Annotated in this window: 23 protein-coding genes; 3 read left to right on the plus strand and 20 right to left on the minus strand. The window is 68.7% G+C overall.

What is annotated here, in order from left to right:
* Position 1 precedes the first annotated feature (1 nt).
* From AAFN89_RS13580 to AAFN89_RS13590, 3 genes are all read right to left on the minus strand, one after another.
* Positions 2-538 (minus strand): GNAT family N-acetyltransferase, encoded by a 537-nt coding sequence (locus tag AAFN89_RS13580; protein WP_347539608.1) that lies wholly within the window; start codon positions 536-538, stop codon positions 2-4.
* A 203-nt stretch (positions 539-741) separates the two neighbouring features.
* A complete protein-coding gene (locus tag AAFN89_RS13585) occupies positions 742-1,191 on the minus strand; it encodes a MaoC family dehydratase (protein WP_347539609.1) in 450 nt (149 codons plus the stop codon).
* Positions 1,188-2,114 (minus strand): PhzF family phenazine biosynthesis protein, encoded by a 927-nt coding sequence (locus AAFN89_RS13590; protein WP_347539610.1) that lies wholly within the window; start codon positions 2,112-2,114, stop codon positions 1,188-1,190. The genes AAFN89_RS13585 and AAFN89_RS13590 overlap by 4 nt, the downstream gene beginning before the upstream one ends.
* A gap of 120 nt (positions 2,115-2,234) precedes the next feature.
* Here AAFN89_RS13590 and AAFN89_RS13595 point away from each other — a divergent pair, with 120 nt between their 5' ends.
* Positions 2,235-2,459 carry a hypothetical protein gene (locus tag AAFN89_RS13595; protein WP_347539611.1) on the plus strand — a complete coding sequence of 75 codons (225 nt, stop codon included), beginning with the start codon at positions 2,235-2,237 and terminating at the stop codon, positions 2,457-2,459.
* Positions 2,460-2,608: 149 nt separating this feature from the next.
* Here AAFN89_RS13595 and AAFN89_RS13600 read toward each other — a convergent pair whose 3' ends face one another.
* From AAFN89_RS13600 to AAFN89_RS13680, 17 genes are all read right to left on the minus strand, one after another.
* Positions 2,609-2,815 carry a hypothetical protein gene (locus AAFN89_RS13600; RefSeq protein WP_347539612.1) on the minus strand — a complete coding sequence of 69 codons (207 nt, stop codon included), beginning with the start codon at positions 2,813-2,815 and terminating at the stop codon, positions 2,609-2,611.
* 638 nt (positions 2,816-3,453) lie between these two features.
* Positions 3,454-4,281: a hydroxymethylpyrimidine/phosphomethylpyrimidine kinase gene (locus AAFN89_RS13605; protein ID WP_347539613.1), complete on the minus strand. Its 828-nt coding sequence runs from the start codon at positions 4,279-4,281 to the stop codon at positions 3,454-3,456.
* Entirely contained in the window at positions 4,278-5,666 is a 1,389-nt protein-coding gene (gene glmM / locus AAFN89_RS13610; RefSeq protein WP_347539614.1) for a phosphoglucosamine mutase, read from the minus strand. The genes AAFN89_RS13605 and glmM overlap by 4 nt, the downstream gene beginning before the upstream one ends.
* Before the next feature lie 45 nt (positions 5,667-5,711).
* Positions 5,712-6,569 (minus strand): dihydropteroate synthase, encoded by an 858-nt coding sequence (gene folP / locus AAFN89_RS13615; RefSeq protein ID WP_347539615.1) that lies wholly within the window; start codon positions 6,567-6,569, stop codon positions 5,712-5,714.
* 66 nt (positions 6,570-6,635) lie between these two features.
* The gene (gene ftsH / locus AAFN89_RS13620) at positions 6,636-8,561 is read right to left on the minus strand and encodes an ATP-dependent zinc metalloprotease FtsH (protein ID WP_347539616.1); all 1,926 of its coding nucleotides are present in this window, start codon (positions 8,559-8,561) and stop codon (positions 6,636-6,638) included.
* Between the two features lie 110 nt (positions 8,562-8,671).
* Positions 8,672-9,964, minus strand: a complete 1,293-nt coding sequence (gene tilS / locus AAFN89_RS13625; protein WP_347539617.1) for a tRNA lysidine(34) synthetase TilS — start codon at positions 9,962-9,964, stop codon at positions 8,672-8,674.
* The gene (gene ybgF / locus AAFN89_RS13630) at positions 9,961-10,968 is read right to left on the minus strand and encodes a tol-pal system protein YbgF (protein ID WP_347539618.1); all 1,008 of its coding nucleotides are present in this window, start codon (positions 10,966-10,968) and stop codon (positions 9,961-9,963) included. Before ybgF ends, tilS begins: the two co-directional genes overlap by 4 nt.
* A gap of 244 nt (positions 10,969-11,212) precedes the next feature.
* Entirely contained in the window at positions 11,213-11,704 is a 492-nt protein-coding gene (gene pal, locus AAFN89_RS13635; protein ID WP_347539619.1) for a peptidoglycan-associated lipoprotein Pal, read from the minus strand.
* A 153-nt stretch (positions 11,705-11,857) separates the two neighbouring features.
* Positions 11,858-13,207 (minus strand): Tol-Pal system beta propeller repeat protein TolB, encoded by a 1,350-nt coding sequence (tolB, locus tag AAFN89_RS13640; protein WP_347539620.1) that lies wholly within the window; start codon positions 13,205-13,207, stop codon positions 11,858-11,860.
* 81 nt (positions 13,208-13,288) lie between these two features.
* On the minus strand, positions 13,289-14,362 hold the full coding sequence (locus AAFN89_RS13645) for a hypothetical protein (RefSeq protein WP_347539621.1): 1,074 nt from the start codon (positions 14,360-14,362) through the stop codon (positions 13,289-13,291).
* Positions 14,363-14,371: 9 nt separating this feature from the next.
* Positions 14,372-14,830 carry a protein TolR gene (gene tolR, locus AAFN89_RS13650; protein WP_347539622.1) on the minus strand — a complete coding sequence of 153 codons (459 nt, stop codon included), beginning with the start codon at positions 14,828-14,830 and terminating at the stop codon, positions 14,372-14,374.
* 3 nt (positions 14,831-14,833) lie between these two features.
* Positions 14,834-15,574 carry a protein TolQ gene (gene tolQ, locus AAFN89_RS13655; protein ID WP_347539623.1) on the minus strand — a complete coding sequence of 247 codons (741 nt, stop codon included), beginning with the start codon at positions 15,572-15,574 and terminating at the stop codon, positions 14,834-14,836.
* A 6-nt stretch (positions 15,575-15,580) separates the two neighbouring features.
* Positions 15,581-16,042: a tol-pal system-associated acyl-CoA thioesterase gene (gene ybgC / locus AAFN89_RS13660; RefSeq protein ID WP_347539624.1), complete on the minus strand. Its 462-nt coding sequence runs from the start codon at positions 16,040-16,042 to the stop codon at positions 15,581-15,583.
* A complete protein-coding gene (gene ruvB, locus AAFN89_RS13665; protein ID WP_347539726.1) occupies positions 16,035-17,072 on the minus strand; it encodes a Holliday junction branch migration DNA helicase RuvB in 1,038 nt (345 codons plus the stop codon). Before ruvB ends, ybgC begins: the two co-directional genes overlap by 8 nt.
* A gap of 11 nt (positions 17,073-17,083) precedes the next feature.
* Positions 17,084-17,692 (minus strand): Holliday junction branch migration protein RuvA, encoded by a 609-nt coding sequence (gene ruvA, locus AAFN89_RS13670; protein WP_347539625.1) that lies wholly within the window; start codon positions 17,690-17,692, stop codon positions 17,084-17,086.
* A gap of 118 nt (positions 17,693-17,810) precedes the next feature.
* The gene (gene ruvC, locus AAFN89_RS13675) at positions 17,811-18,314 is read right to left on the minus strand and encodes a crossover junction endodeoxyribonuclease RuvC (protein WP_347539626.1); all 504 of its coding nucleotides are present in this window, start codon (positions 18,312-18,314) and stop codon (positions 17,811-17,813) included.
* Positions 18,315-18,342: 28 nt separating this feature from the next.
* Complete coding sequence (locus tag AAFN89_RS13680; protein ID WP_347539627.1) at positions 18,343-19,092, minus strand: YebC/PmpR family DNA-binding transcriptional regulator; 750 nt, start codon at positions 19,090-19,092, stop codon at positions 18,343-18,345.
* Between the two features lie 195 nt (positions 19,093-19,287).
* Here AAFN89_RS13680 and AAFN89_RS13685 point away from each other — a divergent pair, with 195 nt between their 5' ends.
* Positions 19,288-19,779 (plus strand): hypothetical protein, encoded by a 492-nt coding sequence (locus AAFN89_RS13685; protein ID WP_347539628.1) that lies wholly within the window; start codon positions 19,288-19,290, stop codon positions 19,777-19,779.
* Positions 19,776-20,180 carry a hypothetical protein gene (locus AAFN89_RS13690; RefSeq protein WP_347539629.1) on the plus strand — a complete coding sequence of 135 codons (405 nt, stop codon included), beginning with the start codon at positions 19,776-19,778 and terminating at the stop codon, positions 20,178-20,180. Before AAFN89_RS13685 ends, AAFN89_RS13690 begins: the two co-directional genes overlap by 4 nt.
* Positions 20,181-20,189 lie beyond the last annotated feature (9 nt).

The following is a 20,189-nucleotide window of genomic DNA, read 5'->3' on the forward strand; positions in this document are numbered from 1 at the left end:
ATCATCCGGCAAGGGTCCGATAATGGTAGCCATAGGCTGGGCGCAGGCCGGCGGCGGCATAGAGGGCGACGGCAGGGGCGTTGTCGGCCTCCACCTGGAGGCACGCGGAATGCGCGCCATTCTGTCGCGCCCAGCCGGCGATCGCCATCATCACCCGCGCGGCGAGGCCTTGCCTCCGGAGGTCGGGCGCGGTGCGGACGGAGGAGACGCAGCACCAGCCGTCGATGACGGTCGCGAGCGCGACGCTGGCCGGCGCGCCTTCGACCAGGGGGGCGGCGAAGCCGGTGGGCGCGGGCAGCCTCGAAGCGATGCCCAGCCGTTCCCGGCTGGCAGCCTCCCCCGATTCGGCCGGGGCGGCGACCCGCCACCATGCGGCGTCGGCGACGGGGGCGATCACGATATCGCCGGCCGTCTTCCCTTCGGCCAATCCTCCGGTCAGGACCAGCGACCGGCCTTCGACGGCGTAGCCGCGCGCCTCCAGCCTTTCGTCCAGCCCGGCGGGCAGCGCGGCTTCGGTGATCTTGAAGCAGGGGCGCAACTCGCGCCGGCGGTAGCGATCCTCGGCCTCCGACAGCGCGGAATCTAGGTCGCCACCTTCCCAGGCCAGCGGGAGGACTGAGTTGGCGCGCCTGGAAGAACCTTCGCTGTAGCCCAGCCGCCAGCCGTTGAGATGCTCGGCGGAGGCGGCGGGCCAGGAGCGCGCGCACAGCGCCTCCAGCGCGCGGATGTCGTCGGGCGGGATCAGGCGGGCCGCCGCTTCAGCAGGTGGTGGCAGAAGCAGGTCATGACGGGTTCGCCATGCTGGTTGAAGGTCCGGTAAGCGAGCCGGGCGGAGCCGCGATCGGGCTTGGAGGATGACGGCTTCTGCTCCACCACCTCCGCCTCCATGCGGAGCGTGTCGCCCGGACGGACGGGGCGGAGCCAGCGCAGCTCGTCCAGCCCCCCGCTGCCGATGCCGGCAGCCGCCAGTGCCCCGGTCTGGGCGAACAGGCGGAAGGTGAGCGCCAGGGTCTGGAAGCCCGAGGCGATCAGGCCGCCGAAGGGCGTCGCCTTCGCCGCCTCGCCATCGATATGGAAGGGCTGGGGGTCGTAGGTCAGGGCGAAATCCACGATCATGCCCTCCGTCAGCGTCGCGCCGGCGGAGCGGAAGATGCGGCCGACGGTGAAATCCTCGAAATAGAGATCGGTCATGCCTCGCCCTCCCGCGCCAGATCGTCGGGGATGGTGAGTTGGCCGCGCGCGATAATCACGGCGGAGCCGCCGACACGGACGGCGGTTGCCTTGCCGGCATGGATATCGGCCTCGACCTCCAGGATGGAGGGGCGGCCCATCTCGAACCCCTGCTCGACCACCCAGCGGGCTGTTCCGTCCGGATAGCGGTCCTGCGCCGTCAGATATCCGGCGAGCGCGGCGGCGGCCGAGCCGGTGGCGGGGTCTTCCGTAATGCCCATCGCCGGGGCGAACAGACGGGCGCGGATGTGGGAGCCGAGGCGTTCGGGATCGCGGCAGAAGAGGTAGGGGTCGGGCGCGGCGTCGTTGGCCATCAGTTCCGACCAGGCCGCCGAATCGATCCGCGCACGGGCGAGCGCCTCCCGGTCGCGGACCGGGACGAAGGGGAAGGCCGCGCCGCAGGAGAAGGAGCGCGCCGGCTCTCCCTCCGGGAAATCGTCCGGCGTCAGGGAGAGGATGCGGGCAAGCGCCGCGCGATCCGGCGGGGCCGGGCCTTCCTCCGGCAGTCTGGCGACGGAAAGCTGGGCCCAGCCGGCGCGGCCGTCGACCGTGACGGGGACCGGCCCGACCCCTTCCTCGAAGATGATGTCGACCCGCCCGGCGTCGGCTTCGATCGCGCCGATTCCGGCCAGCACGACGGCCGCGCCGACCGTCGGGTGGCCGGCGAAGGGCAGTTCGCGGGCGGGGGTGAAGATGCGCAGGCGCGCGGCGGCGTCGGGATCGCGCGGCTTCAGCACGAAGACGGTTTCCGACAGGTTGAACTCTCCGGCGATGCGCTGCATGGCGCGGCCCGACAGACCGTCGGCGTCCAGCACCACCGCCAGCGGGTTGCCGGTCAGCGGCCGATCGGTGAAGACGTCGGCCGTTACATAGTCGAGATGCATGCTTTCCCCTGCCCTTCTTCTTCCTGCCTGCGCGATCGCCGGCGGCGGTGCAACCTTCCCCGATCCTGATCGTTTCGCCTGCGCACCGGCAAGCCGGAACATTATCGAAGGAATAGAGCGTTGCGTATTCCCACCATCATCGGCCTGGTCCTGATCGTCCTGGGCATCGCGGCGCTGGTCGTGCCCACGATCTCCTACACCACGGAGGAGCAGGTCCTCCAGGTCGGGCCCATCGAGGCCACCGCCGAGACGCAGAAGACCATCGGCATCCCGACCTATGCCGGAATCGCGCTGCTGGTCGTCGGCGGAATCATGATCGTCGCCGGCCAGCGCCGACGAGGCTGACCGGCCCGCGCCGCCAGTGAAGCGGCAAGGGCCCATGGATTCCCGATCAAGTCGGGAATGACCAACAAAAACAAGGTCATGCTGGACTTGATCCAGCATCCATACGGCGTTGATGGTGGTCGAGGCCGCGCCGGTGTCGCCGCGGCGGATCAGACCGCCAGCCGCAGCCGGTCGGCCGGACGGTCGGCGACCAGCTTCTCGGCCGCCTTCTCCGCGTCGCGGGGACGCTTGAATATCTGGCCGTCCATCGAGGTGAAGGATTCATGGGCGGCGTAGAAGCGGAAGCCGCCCCGTTCATGGATCACGATGCCGGCGCTGATGCCGGCGGCTTCGATCGCGTAAGCGTTGGAAGACATGGAATCTCCGATGGCCGCCAAGGGTCGGCGGACTGGTTCTGGCTGAATGAATGGAGATGCTGCGAGTCGGGTTCCACGGAACCGGACGGGCATGGGCGCTAGGAAGCGCCCCGGCACATTCGCCAACACGCCGGCTGTTTTCGCTGGCGCCATCGAAGGTCGTCGGGGAAAGCGGGAAGGACGATCGGGAGGATCATCACGGGTGGGTCCTTTCTTACGTTCAGGAACCACGAAGTCGCTTCGTGGCGCTTTAGCGTTTGGTGACGCGGCGCAAGCTGCTTCCGTCAAATTGCCGCGAGCCCTTGAGGGCCACAGGGCCGATCGAAGCGGACTTCGAATCGGCATCATCAGAATGGGGTCGGTCGACCGCCAGGTCAAGACATGGGGCGGTTGAGTTTCAGGTTTAACCTAACGGTCATGGGAGGCCGTTTCCCCTCAACCTCATGGTGAGCCTGTCGAACCATGTGGGCACGCATCCTTCGACGGGCTCAGGATGAGGTTCAAATCGTCGTCATGCCGGACTTGATCCGGCATCCATTGAGCGGCGGCGCTGGGCAAGAAGCGTCCGGTCTTCGCCGCCGGTGAAACGGCGAGGGCCTATGGATTCCGGATCAAGTCCGGAATGACCAAAAGAGAGATCACCCCCGCTGCAGGGGGTCGAAGAGGAAGGCGTAGCCGTGGTGGATGGGGCCGATTTCCATGCCGAGTTCCGGCGCGTGGGCGACGGCGCTGGCGAGGTACATGCGGGCGTGGGCGACGGCGCTGGCGGGGTCGCTTCCCCGTGCGAGGAAGGTGGCGATGGCCGTGGCCAGCGCGCCGGAGACGCCTCGCACTTTGCGGCCATGGGGGCGCGGATAGTCCGCCACCCTTTCCCCGTCCTCGCCGAGCCCGCTGCCGGGGCCGGCGATGAAGTCGACGACCGTGTCGCCGGTTCCGGATTCGTCCGTCAGTACGACGGTTTCCACGCCGATGGTGCGCAGCATGTCGGCGACATGGCGCTTGTCGTCCAGCGTCCGGATCGCCGCGCCGGCCAGCACTTCGGCGTCGGAGACGCTGGCGACCAGGATGCGCGCCCTGACCATGAGCCGGCGCTTCAGATTGGCGACGGTGTCGGAATCGGTGAGCGCGCGGCGGTCCCGGCTGGAGGTGGCGGCGTCGACCACGACCGGCGCGTCGGGCACCCGTTCCAGCCGGTCGACGACGGCGTCGACCATTTCCGGGGTGGTCAGCAGGCCGACCTTCACGGCGTCGACGCCCAACCCGTCGATCACGCCGTCGATCTGGCGGCCGACGAGGTCGGCGGGCAGTTCCACCATGTCCCGCATGCCGCCGCCATCCTGGATGGTGATGCAGGTGATCGCGGAGGATGCGTAGCCGCCGAGCGCGGTCGCCGTCTTCAAATCGCCCTGGATGCCGGCGCTTCCGGTGTTGTCCGACCCGCCGATGACGAGAATGCGCCCGTTCACAGCGCCTTCCCCATCGGCCGTTCCGCCTCTTGTCCCACCCGGCCGACCGCGTCGACGACCGATCCGACGACATCCTCGACCAGTGCGGCGTCATCGCCTTCCGCCATCACGCGGATCAGCGGTTCGGTCCCGGACTTGCGGATCAGCAGACGGCCTTCTGCGCCCAGCCGCGCCTCGGCGTCATGGATCGCCTTGCGGACGATGGGATGGTCGACGGGGCCGGGCCGTCCCGGCTCCGCCCTATAGCGGACATTGCGCAGAAGCTGCGGCACCGGATCGAAGGGGCGGCAGGTCTCGCTGGCCGGGCGGTCGGACTGCTGGATCACCGCCAGCACCTGGAGGGCGGCGATCAGCCCGTCGCCGGTGGTGGCGTAGTCGCCCAGCACGATATGGCCCGACTGCTCCCCGCCGACATTGAAGCCGTGGGCGCGCATCGCCTCCACCACATAGCGGTCGCCGACGGCGGTGCGGTGAAGGGTGAGGCCCCGGCCGGCGAGGTAGCGTTCCATGCCCAGATTGGACATCACGGTCGCGACGACGCCGCCGCCGTGAAGCTGGCCGTTATCGGCCCACTGGCCGGCGACCACGGCCATGAGCTGGTCGCCGTCGATCTGGGCGCCCTTCTCATCCGCCATGATCAGCCGGTCGGCGTCGCCGTCCAGCGCCAGCCCCAGATGGGCGCCCGTCTCGACGACCGACTGGCGCATCCGCGCCGTGGCGGTGGCGCCGCAATCCTTGTTGATGTTGGTGCCATTCGGTTCCACCCCGATCGGCACGAGTTCCGCCCCAAGCTCCCACAGGACGCGGGGGGCGACCTGGTAGGCCGCGCCGTGGGCGCAGTCGACGACGATCTTCAGCCCGTCCAGCCGCAGGCCGCGCGGGAAGGTGTTCTTGACATATTCGATGTAGCGGCCCTGCGCGTCGTCCAGCCGCCGCGCCTTGCCCAGCTTGCCCGGCGGCGAGAGGTCGTCGGCGAACCCGGCTTCGATCCGCGCTTCGATCGCCAGTTCGACCTCGTCCGATAGCTTGTAGCCGTCGGGCCCGAACAGCTTGATGCCGTTATCCTCGAACGGGTTGTGGGAGGCTGAGATCATGACGCCCATGTCGGCGCGCAGCGACCGGGTAAGCATGGCGATGGCCGGCGTCGGCATCGGGCCGACCAGCACCACATCCATGCCCATGGAGATGAAGCCGGCGGTCAGCGCCGGTTCGATCATGTAGCCGGAAAGCCGCGTGTCCTTGCCGATCACCACCAGATGGCGATGGTCGCCGTTGCGGAATTGCGCGGCGGTCGCCATCGCGACCTTCAGCGCCGTCTCGGCGGTCATCGGCTCGCTGTTCGCCGTGCCGCGGATGCCGTCCGTACCGAAGAGCTTGCGTGTCATGAACCGTTCATACGCCGAAGAAAGGCAGGAATGCAAACCGATGTATTAGCGAAGCATCATCCACATCGCCAGCGCCTGCGCGGTTTCGGCGACATCGTGGACCCTGAGAATGCGCGCGCCGCGATCCAGCGCGGCGAGCCCCGCCGCCAGCGACCCCGCGACGCGTTCCTTCGGCGGCTCGTCCCGGCTGATCGAACCGATGAAGCGCTTGCGCGAGACGCCGACGAGGATCGGGCAGCCGAGACCGTGGAAGGCGTCCAGCCTGCGCAGCAGCTCGATATTATGGGCGACGGTCTTGCCGAAGCCGATGCCCGGATCGACGATCAGCCGGTCGCGCGGGATTCCGGCCGCCTCGCAGGCCGCGACCCGCCGGGCCAGGAAATCGTAGACGTCCCGGACCACGTCGTCATAGCGCGGGTCGGCCTGCATCGTCCGGGGATCGCCCAGCATGTGCATCAGCACCACCGGCGCGCCGCTTTCCGACGCGAGCGCGAGGCTGCCGGGATCGCCGGTCAGGGCGGTCACGTCGTTCAGGATCGCCGCGCCTTCGTTCAGGGCCGCGCGCATCACGGCGGCGTGGCGGGTGTCGATGGAGACGACCGCCCCCTCCCCCGCCAGCGCCCGGACGACCGGGGCTATGCGCGCGATCTCCTCCCCCACCGAGACAGGGTCCGCGCCGGGGCGGGTGGATTCGCCGCCGATATCGAGGATGTCCGCCCCCGCCGCCAGCAGCGCGCGGCCATGGGCTATGGCGCGGTCCGGCGCGGCGAAATCGCCGCCGTCGGAGAAGCTGTCCGGCGTCACATTGACGATGCCCATGATGAGCGGCCGGTCGGCCGGAAGGCCGGGCAGCAGGGGAAGGCCGGCGGGCTTTTGTCGGCTTATGTCGGCTTTTGTCGTCATTGGTCGGCTATTCGGGGAGGCCTCTAATCGAAACCCCCGGCGCTGAGGCCGGGGGTTCGGTAAGGGTCAGGCGCCCGGCAGGGGTGCGGGGCCGAGGCCGCCCTGGGAGCCGCCGCTGGGTACGGAGGCCCGCTTGCCGGTCTTGCGCGGCGGCGGCGGGGCCATGTCCTCCGGGTCCGTCCGCACGATCTCCTCCCCGCGCAGGAGCGCGCGGATATCGTCGCCGGACAGCGTCTCGAACTCCAGGAGACCCTTCGCGACGGCGTGCAGTTCATCGATATTGTCGGTCAGGCACTGCTTGGCGCGGGCATAGGCCGTGTCCACGATATTCCGGACTTCCTCATCGACCGTGCGCGCCGTGGCGTCGGACATGTTCTTCTGCTGGGTCACCGAATGGCCCAGGAACACCTCCTCCGAATTGGAGCCGTAGGAGAGCATGCCGAGCTTATCGCTCATGCCCCATTCGGTCACCATGCGGCGCGACAGGTCGGTCGCCATCTTGATGTCGCCGGACGCGCCGGAGGTCACCTTGTCGGCGCCGAAGATCAGTTCCTCCGCGATCCGGCCGCCCATGGCGACGGCGAGATCGGCATTGCACTTGTCGCGGCGGAGCGACAGGCGGTCGCCTTCCGGCAGGCGCATGACCATGCCCAGCGCGCGGCCGCGCGGGATGATCGTCGCCTTGTGGACCGGATCGGACGCCGGTTCGTGCATCGCGACGACGGCGTGGCCGGCCTCGTGATAGGCGGTCAGCTTCTTCTCATCCTCCGACATGACCATCGACCGGCGCTCCGCGCCCATCATGACCTTGTCCTTGGCGGCCTCGAACTCCGACTGGCCGACGACGCGGCGGCCGCGCCGGGCGGCCAGCAAGGCGGCCTCGTTCACCAGGTTGGCGAGGTCCGCGCCGGAGAAGCCGGGTGTGCCGCGGGCGATGATCTTGGCGTCCACGTCCGGCGCCAGCGGCACCTTGCGCATATGGACCTTCAGGATCTTCTCCCGCCCGATCACATCGGGGTTGGGCACCACGACCTGACGGTCGAAGCGGCCGGGACGCAGCAGCGCCGGGTCCAGCACGTCAGGACGGTTGGTCGCGGCGATCAGGATCACGCCCTCGTTCGCCTCGAACCCGTCCATCTCCACCAGAAGCTGGTTCAGCGTCTGCTCACGCTCATCGTTGCCGCCGCCCAGGCCGGCGCCGCGATGGCGGCCGACGGCGTCGATCTCATCGATGAAGATGATGCAGGGCGCGTTCTTCTTGCCCTGTTCGAACATGTCGCGAACGCGGCTGGCGCCGACGCCGACGAACATCTCAACGAAATCGGAGCCGGAGATGGTGAAGAACGGCACGTTCGCCTCACCCGCCACGGCGCGGGCGGTCAGCGTCTTACCGGTGCCCGGAGGGCCGACCAGCAGCACGCCCTTGGGGATCTTGCCGCCCAGCCGCTGGAAACGCTGCGGGTCCTTCAGGAACTCGACAACCTCCTCAAGCTCCTGCTTGGCCTCCTCGATTCCCGCGACATCGTCGAAGGTAATGCGGCCCGTGCGTTCGGTCAGCAGGCGGGCGCGGGACTTGCCGAAGCCCATCGCCTTGCCGCCGCCGGACTGCATCTGGCGCATGAAGAAGATCCAGACGCCGATCAGCAGCAGCATCGGGAACCAGGAGAGCAGGATCGAGAAGAGCGACGGCACATTGCTGTCGTCCGGCTGGGCTGAGACGCGCACGCCGCTTTCCGTCAGCCGCGGAACGAGCTGGGCGTCGGGAGGCGCGTAGCTGGAGAACGGCCGGCCGTCCGAATAATGGCCGGTGATCTGGTTGCCCTTGATGACGACATCGGAGACCTGCCCGCTTTCGACGGAGGTCACGAAATCGCTGTACGGCACGGACGCCTGCGGACTACGGCTGCCGGAACTCTGAAACAGGTTGAACAGAGCCACCAGCAAAAGGCCGATAATGATCCACAGGGCGAGGTTCTTGCCGAAATTGTTCACGGAAGGTCGCCTCTCCTCAAGCCGCGGAAAACCCGTTGAATCCTCGCGGCGTCATCATTTCGGGCAGCATCGCCCTATAACTCATCCCGTTAGATAATGCTTCGCGATTGTTAAACAACTGCGAAACCTGGACCGAACGCAGGCGCCGGGGGGGCGAATTGCGCCTGGAACGTCTCCAGACTACCCCAAGGCCCGTCCTCTTGCCGAGCCGCAAATTCCGGCACGGCGATCAGTTTTCCGTCCCGCCAGAGGCCGGGCCAGGATCGGACGACCGAGGAAGGGCGGCGCGGCAGGCCGAGAGCGCCGGCCGGCGCGGGACCCAGAGCCCCGATCTCAGCCCCTTCCGCCTGCCGACGCGACAGCATGACGCGGAACCTTCCGTCCCATCGCCCTTCCCCGGGAACGGCTGTGTCGGGACCGGGAATGCGACCGGGCTCCCGCGCGATCAGCACCGCGCCGCCCGACGCCGGGGCCAGGAGGCAGCCGCCGATCGTCCGGCGGGCGATCTTCTCTTCCGACAGATGGTCGAGAAGCGCCTCCAGCGCCGCCGGGGCGGACGGGCGCCGCGATCCGCCGACGATGGCGATGCATCGGCCCAGCACGCGCAACGCCGGATCGCGCGCCGCCCGCGCCAGCGGCCGGGGGTCGATGAGAGCGAAGCCTTCGGGATCGATCGTCATGGCCCGGGCGGCGAGCGACGCGGCCGCCGTCTCCAGCGCCCTCCGGGCAAGCCCGGCGCGCCGGGCGGTTTCCGCGAGGCGGCGGGGCGTCATGCCTTCCGCGCCCAGCGCCTCTCCGGCGGCGCGCAGGCGAACGCGGGCGAAAGCGGGGTTTTCATTCGACGGGTCGTCGATCCAACCCTGCCCGCGCGCCCGAAGCTCCGCCCGCAGATCCTGTCGCGACAGCCCCAGCAGCGGCCGCAGCAGCCGGACCCGGCGGCCGGTGCGGACGGCGGGCATGGCGGCGAGGCCATCCACGCCGCTTCCCCCGGCGAGCCGGAGGAGGAAGGTTTCCGCCTGGTCGTCTGTGGTGTGCCCCAGCAGCAGATGCAGGATGCCGTCGGCCGCGCAGGCATCCTCCAGCAGGCCATAGCGCGCCTCGCGGGCGGCTTCCTGAAGGCCGGCGGCGGGATGGGGCGGCGGCCAGCGCAGGATGCGGTGGGCGATTCCGCGCGCGGCCAGCCATTCCCCGACCCGGCCGGCCTCGGCGGCGGAATCGGGACGCAGGCCGTGATCCACGGTGAGGCCGAGGACCTCGCCGCCCCGGCGTCGCACCCATTCATCGGCCAACAGGCAGAGGGCGAGGCTATCGGACCCGCCGGAGATCGCGACCGCCAGGCGCGGACGATCCCCGAACGGCCCCAGCCGGTCCAGCGCGCGCCCGAAGGCGGCGGCGAGCGTCATCCGCACTGCAGCCGGTCACGCTCCTGTTCCGCGCGGCGGGAGATGCCGGCGGGGGCGGTGGGGAATTCCGACTGAAGCTGCTGGAAGGTCAGGCAGGCGTCCTGGGTCTGGCCGAGGGCGGAGAGCGACATGCCGAGCTTGAGCAGGCTGTCGACCGCCTTCGCCCCGTCCGGGAACTTCTGGTAGCCCTCCGCGAAGGCGATGGCGGCGTCGTTGAACTGGCCGCGGATGTAATAGGTCTCCCCCAGCCAATATTGGGCATTGCTGGAAAGCGGCTCGTCCGGATGGGCTGTCAGGAACTGGCTCAGCGCCTGTTCCGCTTGGGCATAGTCGCCCTGCGCCAGGAGGCCGTAGGCGTAATTGTACTGATCGTTGACCGATCCGGAGGGGAGCGAGACGGAGGTCGCGCCGGCAGCGGCGTCGGGGGCGGGCGGATCGGCCGGAAGGGAGTCCGCCGGGAGGGTGCCGAGGATGCCCGAGGTCGACGCGGTGGCCGTGGGCGCAGCGCCGCTCGCGCCCGCACTTTCCGCGATGCTGTCGAAGGTAGGCCCGACGGTCTCCGTGGGAGCCGAGCCGGTCGTGGAGGGCGCCGCCCCGGTCGTGGAGGGCGGTAGCGCCGCGCCGCCGCCCTCAAGCTCCGTCAGGCGGAACTCGATATCGGCCAGCGCCCTGTCCAGCCGGGCCCCGACCTCCCGCGTCTGGTGGCGGACCTCCTCGATATTGCCGGTCAGGTTCTGAATCTGGCGTTCCAGCGATTGCAGCCGCGCCTCCACCTGGGTCGCGTAGCCGCCGCTGAGATTGGATGCGCCGCCCGCCGACGGCGCGCCGCCGCCGCGATAGACCTCCGCCGACAGGGTCTGGATATCCCGCTCCAGCCGGCCCAGCCGGTTCAGCAATTGCTGCATGTCGGCGTCCTGGGCGAAGGCCGGCGCTGTGGCGACCGCCAGCAGGATGCCGACACCCGCCGCGCGCAGGCCGCGGGCGTTGAGGAGGGTCGTGGGCATGAGGCGCATCATATGGGTTCCGTTCGGTCTGGGAGGGCCGAAGACCCCTCACCCTCCCGCTTCGCGGGCCCCTCCCTCTCCCCGGAGGGGCGAGGGAAAAGATGGCGAGGAAATAAAGAAGCCTGTCCGGCCATCCCGGCGAAAGTATGGCGTGGGGATGGGAATGGGGCTGAAACGCAAAGCGGCGCGGCGCGCCCCTTTCGGGGCGGCCGCGCCGCGAAGCGCGTGGCGGTGTCGCCGAACCTTAGTTCAGGACGGTGACCGCGCGACGGTTCTGGGCCCAGGCCGACTCGTTGGAGCCGAGGACGGCCGGACGCTCCTTGCCGTAGCTGATGGTGGTGATCCGGTTCGCCGGGACGCCGGCCGCCACCAGGTAGTTCTTCACGGCGTTGGCGCGGCGGTCGCCGAGCGCCAGGTTGTACTCACGAGTGCCGCGCTCATCGGCGTGGCCTTCGATCGTGACGCTGGTGTTCGGATACTGCTGCAGCCACGCGGCCTGACGGTCCAGGGTCGCGCGGGCCTCGGCGCTGACGTCGAAGCGGTCGAAGCCGAAGAAGACGCGGTCGCCGACATTGACGACGAAATCTTCCTGGGAGCCCGGAGTCACGGTGCTGGTCTCGGTGGTGGCCGACGTCGTGTCGCCCCCGCCGGTGACCATGGCCGATTCGTCACGGTTGGAACCGCAGGCCGCGACAAGCAGCACTGCGGCAAAGAGAGAAAGAACCTTAAATCGCATCTCGATGTCCCCCGACATTAGGAGTGTTGCGCACATACACTTATTGACAACCGGAAGTAATGCCGGAGTTCATCACCTCGGTCATTCCGGTCACGACGCACTGGAAATCATATTACCATGCGTCGCGAACCGGCGGAACATAATCCGCGAGCCTCAAGGAAGCAAGGGCGACCACGCCGGATCGGACCCGTCCTGGGGTATCGGAACGGTCCATCTATTACTGCCCGTGAGGTCGACCGTGTACAGCTTCACCGATCGTCCCTCCCCGCCCGCGCCCGAAGGCTGCTCAGAGAAATACATGAGGACGCGGCCGTTCGGCGCCCATGTCGGGCCTTCGACATGGAAGGCGTCGACAAGGATGCGCTCGCCGCTGCCGTCGGGGCGCATGACCCCGATGAAGAAGCGCCCCTGGTGCAGCTTGGTGAAGGCGATCAGGTCGCCGCGCGGAGACCAGACCGGGCTGGCGTAGCGCCCCTCGCCGAAGCTGATTCGCTGGGCGTCGCCGCCATTGGCGCTCATCACATAAAGCTGCTGGGAACCGCCGCGATCCGATTCGAACACCACCCTGGTCCCGTCCGGAGAGAAGGAGGGCGAGGTGTCGATCGCCGGGTTGTTAGTCAGCCTTTGGGTCTGCCGGGTGCGGAGATCCATGGTGTAGATCTCCGTATTGCCGCCCTCCGCCATGCTCATGATGACCCGGTTTCCGTCGGGCGAGAAGCGCGGGGCGAAGGTCATGCCCGGGAAGTCGCCCAGAAGCTCCTGACGGCCGGAATCGATGTTCAGCAGATAGACCCTGGGCCGGTCGTTGTAATAGGCGAGGTAGGTGATCTCCTGCGCCGAGGGGGAGAAGCGCGGGGTCAGGACCAGCGTCTCGCCGTCGGTCAGGTACTGATGGTTCGCCCCGTCCTGGTCCATGATCGCCAGCCGCTTCACCCGCGCGTTGGCCGGCCCGCTTTCGGCGATATAGACGATGCGGGTGTCGAAATAGCCCTGTTCGCCGGTGATCGTCTGGTAGATCAGGTCGGAAATCTTGTGGGCCACGCGCCGCCAGTTGTCCGGTGTCGTGAAATAGGCCAGCCCGACCATCTGATTCTCGTTGATGACGTCGAACAGCCGGAACTCCACCCGATAGCGGCCGTCCTGCTGGACCTGAACCGTGCCGGAAACCAGCGCCTGGGCGTTGATGACCCGCCATTCGGAGAAGGTCGGCCCGTTCTGGAGCGCCGCCGAACTCTGGATGAAGGCCGCCTTGTCGATCGGCCGGAACAGCCCCGACCGCGACAGGTTGGCCGAGATGACGCCGGCGATGTCGACGCCCGCCTGCGCTTCCTCCGCGCCCACGCCGTAGAAATCCGTGACGGCGATCGGAAGCGGCTCCTGCACGCCCTGGGTGATATCGATCTGGACCTGCGACCGGGCCGGATGGACGGCCAGGAGCAGGGCGGCGGCGGCTATCAGCAGGACCGCGAAGAGCGGCAGGCTGAAACGCTTCGGGGCAAACATGCGGGACGGCTCCTCAAGACAACTCATGGCGACGGAGGCCGACGGTAACAATCGCCGGCCTCGAAGGACAAATCCCGCATTTTAGAAAATGTCCTCCGGGTCGAAGGTAAATTCGATGACACGCCATTGCGGCCATTTCTCGGCAGGCAACGGCCAGGGCTGGCAGGCGGGGTTCTGGGCGGCGCGGAGAGCGCGGCTGGCCGCCGACCGGTAGGCCGGATCGCCGGTGCGGCCGGGGTCCATCAGTTCGGCCGAGCGCACCGACCCGTCCTGGTTCATCTCCACCCTCACGCGCACGGCGGGCACGTCCAGCGCGGCGGGATCGACGTTCCAGCAGGGTCGGATGGCGTCGCGCACCGCGTTCTCCTCCCCCACCGCCAGCCTTGTGGGGGTGAGCGATTCGGTCTGCGCCGGCGCGGAGGATTGTGCTTCCGGCTGCTCCTCGTTCCTCAGCCTGTCGAGGATATCCGCCACCGCGCCCTCGGGCTCGGGTTCCGGCTCAGGTTCTGGCTCGGGCTCGGGCTCCGGTTCGGGTTCGGGCTCTGGCTCAGGTTCCGGAGGCGGTTCGGGGCGGCGTTGCGGCGACGGCACGTCCGGAGTCTCCGGCTCGGGCTCGGGCTCCGGTTCGGGCTCTGGTTCCGGTTCCGGCTCCGGTTCGGGCTCGGGCTCTGGCTCAGGTTCAGGCTCTGGTTCAGGAATCGGTTCCGGCTCGGGCTCCGGGATGGGCTCGGGTTCGGGTTCCGGCTCGGGGACAGGCTCCGGTTCGGGCTCGGGCGGCGGCGGGGGTTCGGGCGCGGGTTCCGGTTCGGGCACCGGCTCGGGCTCGCGGGCCTCGGGAAGCTGGACGAGTTCGGGCGGCTCCGGCGGCCGGACGGCCGTCGGCTCCGGCGGCGGAGGAGCCTGTGTCGGCAGGGGCTCCGGCAGTTCCGGCGGCGGCGGTTCCTCCGTCGGGGTAGGCCGGGGCTCCGGCTCCGGCGCGTCGGGCACGGCTTCCGAAGCGGCGGTGATCTCCGCCAGTTCGGCTTCGGTGATCACCTGCACCGGCGTCCCGCCCATGGGCTCCACGCGTTCCTGCTGGAACCAGGGCAGCCCGAAGATCATCAGCAGGATGACCGCGAGATGGAAGCCGATCGAGACGAGAAGGCTGAGCGGCATGATCGACCGTTACCGCCCTTCGGCGGGCGGCCGGCCGGAGGGCATCTCCGCCACCAGGGCGACATGCTGGAACCCGGCGCTGTTGAGCGCCCCCATCACTTCCATGATGCGTCCGTAGTTGATCGCCCGGTCGCCGCGCACGAAGATCCGCGCCTCGGGGTTGGCGCCGGTCACCGCGACCAGAAGCGCGCCGACATTCTCCAGCTCGACCGCCGTCTCCATGACGTAGATCTGGCCGCCGGAATTGATCGAGACGATCAGCGGCTCATTGTCCTGGCTGATGTTCTCGGCGCGGGTCTGCGGCAGGTCGACCGGCACGCCGACGGTCAGCAGGGGTGCGGTCACCATGAACACGATCAGCAGCACCAGCATCACGTCGACGAACGGCGTGACGTTGATCTCCGCCATCGGCCGGTAGGACGAGCGGCGGCCCCTGCCCCGGCCGGGAGATCCGAGCTGGACTCCCATGATCTAGCCCCGTTCCTCGAGATAGCGGGACAGGATGGCCGAGAACTCGCCGGAGAAATTCTCCAGCCGGTCGGCCAGCTTCGACAGATCGTTGCTGAACTTGTTGTAGAAGGCGCTGGCCGGGATGGCCGCGAAGAGGCCGAGCGCGGTGGCGAACAGCGCCTCGGCGATGCCGGGCGCGACCACGGCGAGGCTGGTGTTGTCCGACGCCGCGATCGAAGTGAAGGAATTCATGATCCCCCAGACCGTGCCGAACAGGCCGATGAACGGGGCGGTGGAGCCGACCGAGGCCAGCACGGTCATTCCCTTCTCCAGCACCGACATCTCCCGCGCCAGGGCGACGCCCGTCACCCTGTCGATGCGCTGCTGGAGGCCGGCGCGCATCTGGCTGGTGGAGGTCAGGCCGTGGTCGGCGGCGTGACGCCATTCCTTCATGCCGGAGACGAAGATGGCGGCCATCGGATCGCCCGGCCCGGAGCCGACCCGGTCGTAGAGATCCTCCAGCGACCCGCCGGACCAGAAATTCTCCTCGAACGCGTCGATATGACGGTTGAGCCGGCGCAGCCGGATCGCCTTCTCGAAGATGATCGCCCAGCACCAGACCGAGGCGGCGAGCAGCAGAAGCATCACCCCCTTGACGATGATGTCGGCCTGCAGGAACAGGCCCCACAGCGACAGGTCGTGAGCGGTCTGGACCGCCTGGGCGCCCAGCATCTGGGCCGAATTCAGCGTGGATTGCTCCATGGTCTTCTATCTCGCTCTCGGCCCTACAGCCCTTTGGTTGCTCATTGTTCCCGCGAAACCCGCCCGAAAGGCGGCCGGCAGGCGGACCGGCCGCCCCCGGCGGTCCATGCAGGCCAGCTTCACGTTCATATCGGCCAGCGCGCGGCCGTCGCGTTCGACCCGCTGGCGCATCGACAGGCTGGCGCCGCCGATGTCGGTGACGGAGGTCGCGACCTCCAGCAGATCGTCCAGCCGCGCCGGCGACAGGAAATCGATCTCCATCCGCCGCACCGCGAAGGCGATGCCGGTCTCGTTCAGAAGCGTGCTCTGGTCGAAGCCCAGCGCGCGCAGGAATTCCGTCCGGGCGCGCTCGGCGAAGCGAAGGTAGCCGGCATGGTAGACGATGCCCGACCCGTCGGTATCTTCCCAATAGACACGGACCGGCAGAAGATGGCCGGCATCGACACCCGCCGTCGCGCCGTCAGCCATCCGCCTGCTCCCCTGGATCGGTCAGGAAGTCGAGTTGCCCCGCCTCGCGCGCCGGCGCCTGGACGCCGAGATAGCGGTAGCCCCTGTCGGCCAGCATCCGGCCGCGCGGCGTGCGCTGGAGCAGCCCCTTCTGGATCAGATAGGGCTCTATGACCTCCTCCAGCACGTCGCGCTGTTCGGAGAAAGCGGCAGCCAGCGTCTCCACCCCGACGGGGCCTCCGCCGTAATTTTCCGCGATCGTGCGGAGGTAGCGGCGGTCCATGGCATCCAGCCCCATCGCATCGACATCCAGCCGGGAGAGCGCGGCGTCGGCGGCGGCGGCGTCGACCGGGTCGGTCCCGGCGACGATTGCGAAATCGCGCACCCGGCGCAGCAGGCGGCCGGCGACGCGCGGCGTGCCCCGCGCGCGCTTGGCGATCTCGGCCGCGCCGTCTGGCGTCAGCGGGCAGTTCAGAAGGGTGGCGGCGCGACGGATGATGAGCTCCAACTCGTCCGGCTCGTAGAAATTCAGGCGCAGGGGAATCCCGAAACGTTCCCGCAACGGCGTCGTTATCAGCCCGGACCGCGTTGTCGCCCCCACCAGGGTGAAGGGCGGCAGATCAATGCGGACCGACCGGGCGGCCGGCCCCTCCCCGATCATCAGGTCGAGCTGAAAATCCTCCATCGCGGGATAGAGAATCTCCTCCACCGCCGGATTGAGCCGGTGAATTTCGTCAATAAAAAGGACATCGCGCGGTTGCAGGTTCGTAAGAATCGCCGCCAGGTCGCCGGCCCGCGCGATCACCGGGCCCGAAGTGGCGCGGAAACCGACCCCCAACTCGCGGCTCACAATGTTGGAAAGCGTGGTCTTTCCCAGCCCCGGCGGGCCGTGGAGCAGGACATGGTCCAGCGCCTCCCCCCGCGCCCGCGCCGCCTCGATGAAGATCTTGAGGTTGGAGCGGGCCTGCCGCTGGCCGATGAATTCGTCCAGCGACAGGGGCCTCAAGGAGGCGTCCTGGGTGTCGCCGGGCAGCGAATCGGGAGTCACCATTCGGGCGTCTGTCACGGCGCCAGCTCCTTGAGCGCGGCGGGAATGAGCGCGCCGACCGTCGCCTCACCGCCGAGCGAGCGGGAGGCGGCGGCGACGGCGGCGAAGGCTTCGGACCGTCCATAGCCGAGATTGACCAGCGCCGACACCGCGTCGGCCGACGCGCCGCCGCCGGCGGGGGCCCCGCCCTTCTCCGCTGTGACGACGGGCGCGCCGATGCCGATGGTCCCCGCCTTGTCCTTCAGCTCCGACACGATGCGGGCCGCCAGCTTCGGCCCCACCCCGTCGGCCCGCGTCACCGCCGCCTTGTCCTGCGCCGCGATGGCGGTCGCCAGGGCGTCGGGGTCCAGCACGGAGAGGATCGCCAGCGCGACCCGGCCGCCGACGCCCTGCACGGTCGTCAGCAGGCGGAACCAGTCGCGCTCCGCCTTCTCCGCAAAGCCGAAGAGGTGGATGTGGTCCTCGCGCACCTGGGTCTCGACATGCAGCGCAACCGCCTCTCCCGGCGTCAGTTGCCCGGCGGTGCGGCGGGAGCAGAAGACGAGATAACCCACCCCGCCGACATCGACCACGCAGCCTTCCGCGGCGACGGAATCCACAAGACCTTTCAGGCGGGCGATCATGGGGTGGGGGCTTTCTGGAAGACCTTGCCACCAGCCAGCCAATTACCAACAGCCCCCTCACCCCAACCCTCTCCCACGAGGGGAGAGGGAGTCCGTTGGGCATTCCGGAAAGCGGGCATCATCGGGCGGCAGCCAGGCGGGCCATGCCGGCCTGGGTCTGGCGGTGGTGGGCGTGGCAGAGGGCGACGGCCAGGGCGTCGGCGGCGTCGGCGGAGGAGAAAGAGGTGCCGGGCAGCAGCATGCGGACCATCATCTGGACCTGCTCCTTGGCCGCATGGCCCGCGCCGACGACTGATTTCTTGACATGGTTGGCGCCATATTCGGCGACCGGCAGGCCGGCCAGCGCCGGGACCAGAAGCACCACGCCGCGCGCGAGGCCTAGCTTGAGCGTGGAGGTGGGGTTCTTGTTGACGAACGTCTCCTCCACCGCCGCCTCGACCGGCCGGTGCTCGCTCAAGACCGCCGTCAGCCCGTCATGGAGCTGCACCAGCCGTTCGGCGAGCGGCGCCTTGTCGTCGGAATGGACCGCGCCGTCCGCGACATGGACGATCCGGTTGCCGGCGACATCGACGATGCCCCAGCCGGTGTGCCGAAGCCCTGGGTCGAGCCCGATGATTCTCACGATGCCGGCTCCCCCCGCCGCTGCGGCGTCACGCCGTCAGCCGCGCCATCACATCGTCCGCGATCTCGAAGTTCGCCGACACGCGCTGCACGTCGTCATTGTCGTCCAGCGCGTCGAGCAGCTTCAGCAGCGTGGCGGCCGCCTCCTCGTCAACCGCGACGCCGTTCAAGGCCCGCCAGACGAGGCCGGCCGATTCGGGATCGCCGAAACGGGCTTCCAGCGCGTCCCGGACGGCGGAGAAATCGTCGACCGCGCAGGTGACGGCATGGCTTTCGTCGGTGCTTTCGACATTCTCCGCGCCCGCTTCCAGCGCGGCTTCGAACACCGCGTCGGGGCCGGCGACGGAGGCCGGGTAGACGATCTCCCCCACCCGGTTGAACATGAAGCTGACGGAGTTGGTCTCGCCCAGCGAGCCGCCATGCTTGGAGAAGGTGGAGCGGATCTCCGCCGCGGTGCGGTTGCGGTTGTCGGTCAGCGCCTCGACGATCACGGCGACGCCGGACGGGCCGTAGCCTTCGTAGCGGATCTCCGAATAATCGTCGCCGTCGCCGCCGCCGGTCGCCTTCTTGATCGTGCGCTCGACATTGTCCTTGGGCATGTTGACGGCGCGCGCCGCCTGGATGGCCGCGCGCAGGCGCGGGTTCATCGCCGGGTCGGGCAGGCCCTCCCTGGCCGCGACGAGGATTTCCCGCTGAACCTTCGTGAAGACCTTGGCGCGCTTGGCGTCCTGCGCGCCCTTGCGGTGCATGATGTTCTTGAACTGTGAATGACCGGCCATGAGTGCGCCCTGGCGTTCCCCGATTTGCTGACTTGACGTTGCGCGCCGCGCCCGGAGGCGGGGCGGCGAATGGCGCGCACTATGCCGCTTTTGGGCATCGGCGGGAAGTCCGGCTTTCGCGCCGGGTTTTATCGAATGTTAACCGAAATCCTCTATTTCGGAACCGGAACGCGTTTGGAGACTCCGGAAGAAGACATGGTCAAATACGACGAACGGCGCCTGGTCATGCGGATGCTGGCCCGCTGGACGGACATCAAGGGCGACCGCGCCCTGCCCGCCCTGTCGGACATCGACCCGCAGGCGATCGGCGAGGACTGGCGGTGCTGCGCCGTCGTCGCGGTGGGGGCCGACCAGGCTTCCAGCCGGTTCTCCTATGTGGGCGCGGAACTGATGCCGGAGGGCGACCCGGTGACCGGCCTGGAAGTGCGGGAGATCGCGGCCAACACCCTGCTGGGCGCGGCCGCGGCCAATCTGGACTGGGTGCTGGACCGCAGGGTTCCGCTCAGCCTGGGCGGCGAGATGGTCGCGCGGCAGGGCCTGTTCCTCTACCGCTACATCCTGCTGCCGCTGTCGGAGGACGGCGTCCGGCTGGACCATGTCCTGATCGTCGCCAACGGGCGCGCGGTGGCCGCCGGCGCGACGGCGGAGCGCCAGGAGTCCCGGGAGTCTGCGGAGTCCGCACCGTGATCGCCTACGAGATCCAGACCTACAGCGGCGGGCAGTGGGTCATCCAGGCCATGTTCGACGACAAGGAACTGGCGCTGATGGAGGCCCGCCGCCTCCGTTCGACCCGCCCGTCCCTCGCCGTCCGGGTGGTGGAGGAGATCTACGACACCAACCGCAACGCCACCTCCACCCGGATCGTCTTCCGCGGATCGCCCGTCGACGACCACAATGCCGGCGCGCTGGAACGCGGCGGCCAGGTCAGGCGCGAGGTGGAGGAATGGCGGACCAAGGACCGCGCCCGAAAGGAAGAGGAAGCCAGGACCGCCAAGAAGGGCGTCAGCATCCTCCGGATCGGGCTCCTGTTCGTGCTGATCGTCGGAATCGGCGCCGCCGCCCTGATAGGTCTTTCCCACTATCGATAGGGCGTGAGA

The sequence above is a fragment of the Inquilinus sp. CAU 1745 genome (assembly GCF_039839375.1).
Taxonomy (GTDB): domain Bacteria; phylum Pseudomonadota; class Alphaproteobacteria; order DSM-16000; family Inquilinaceae; genus JBDOQU01.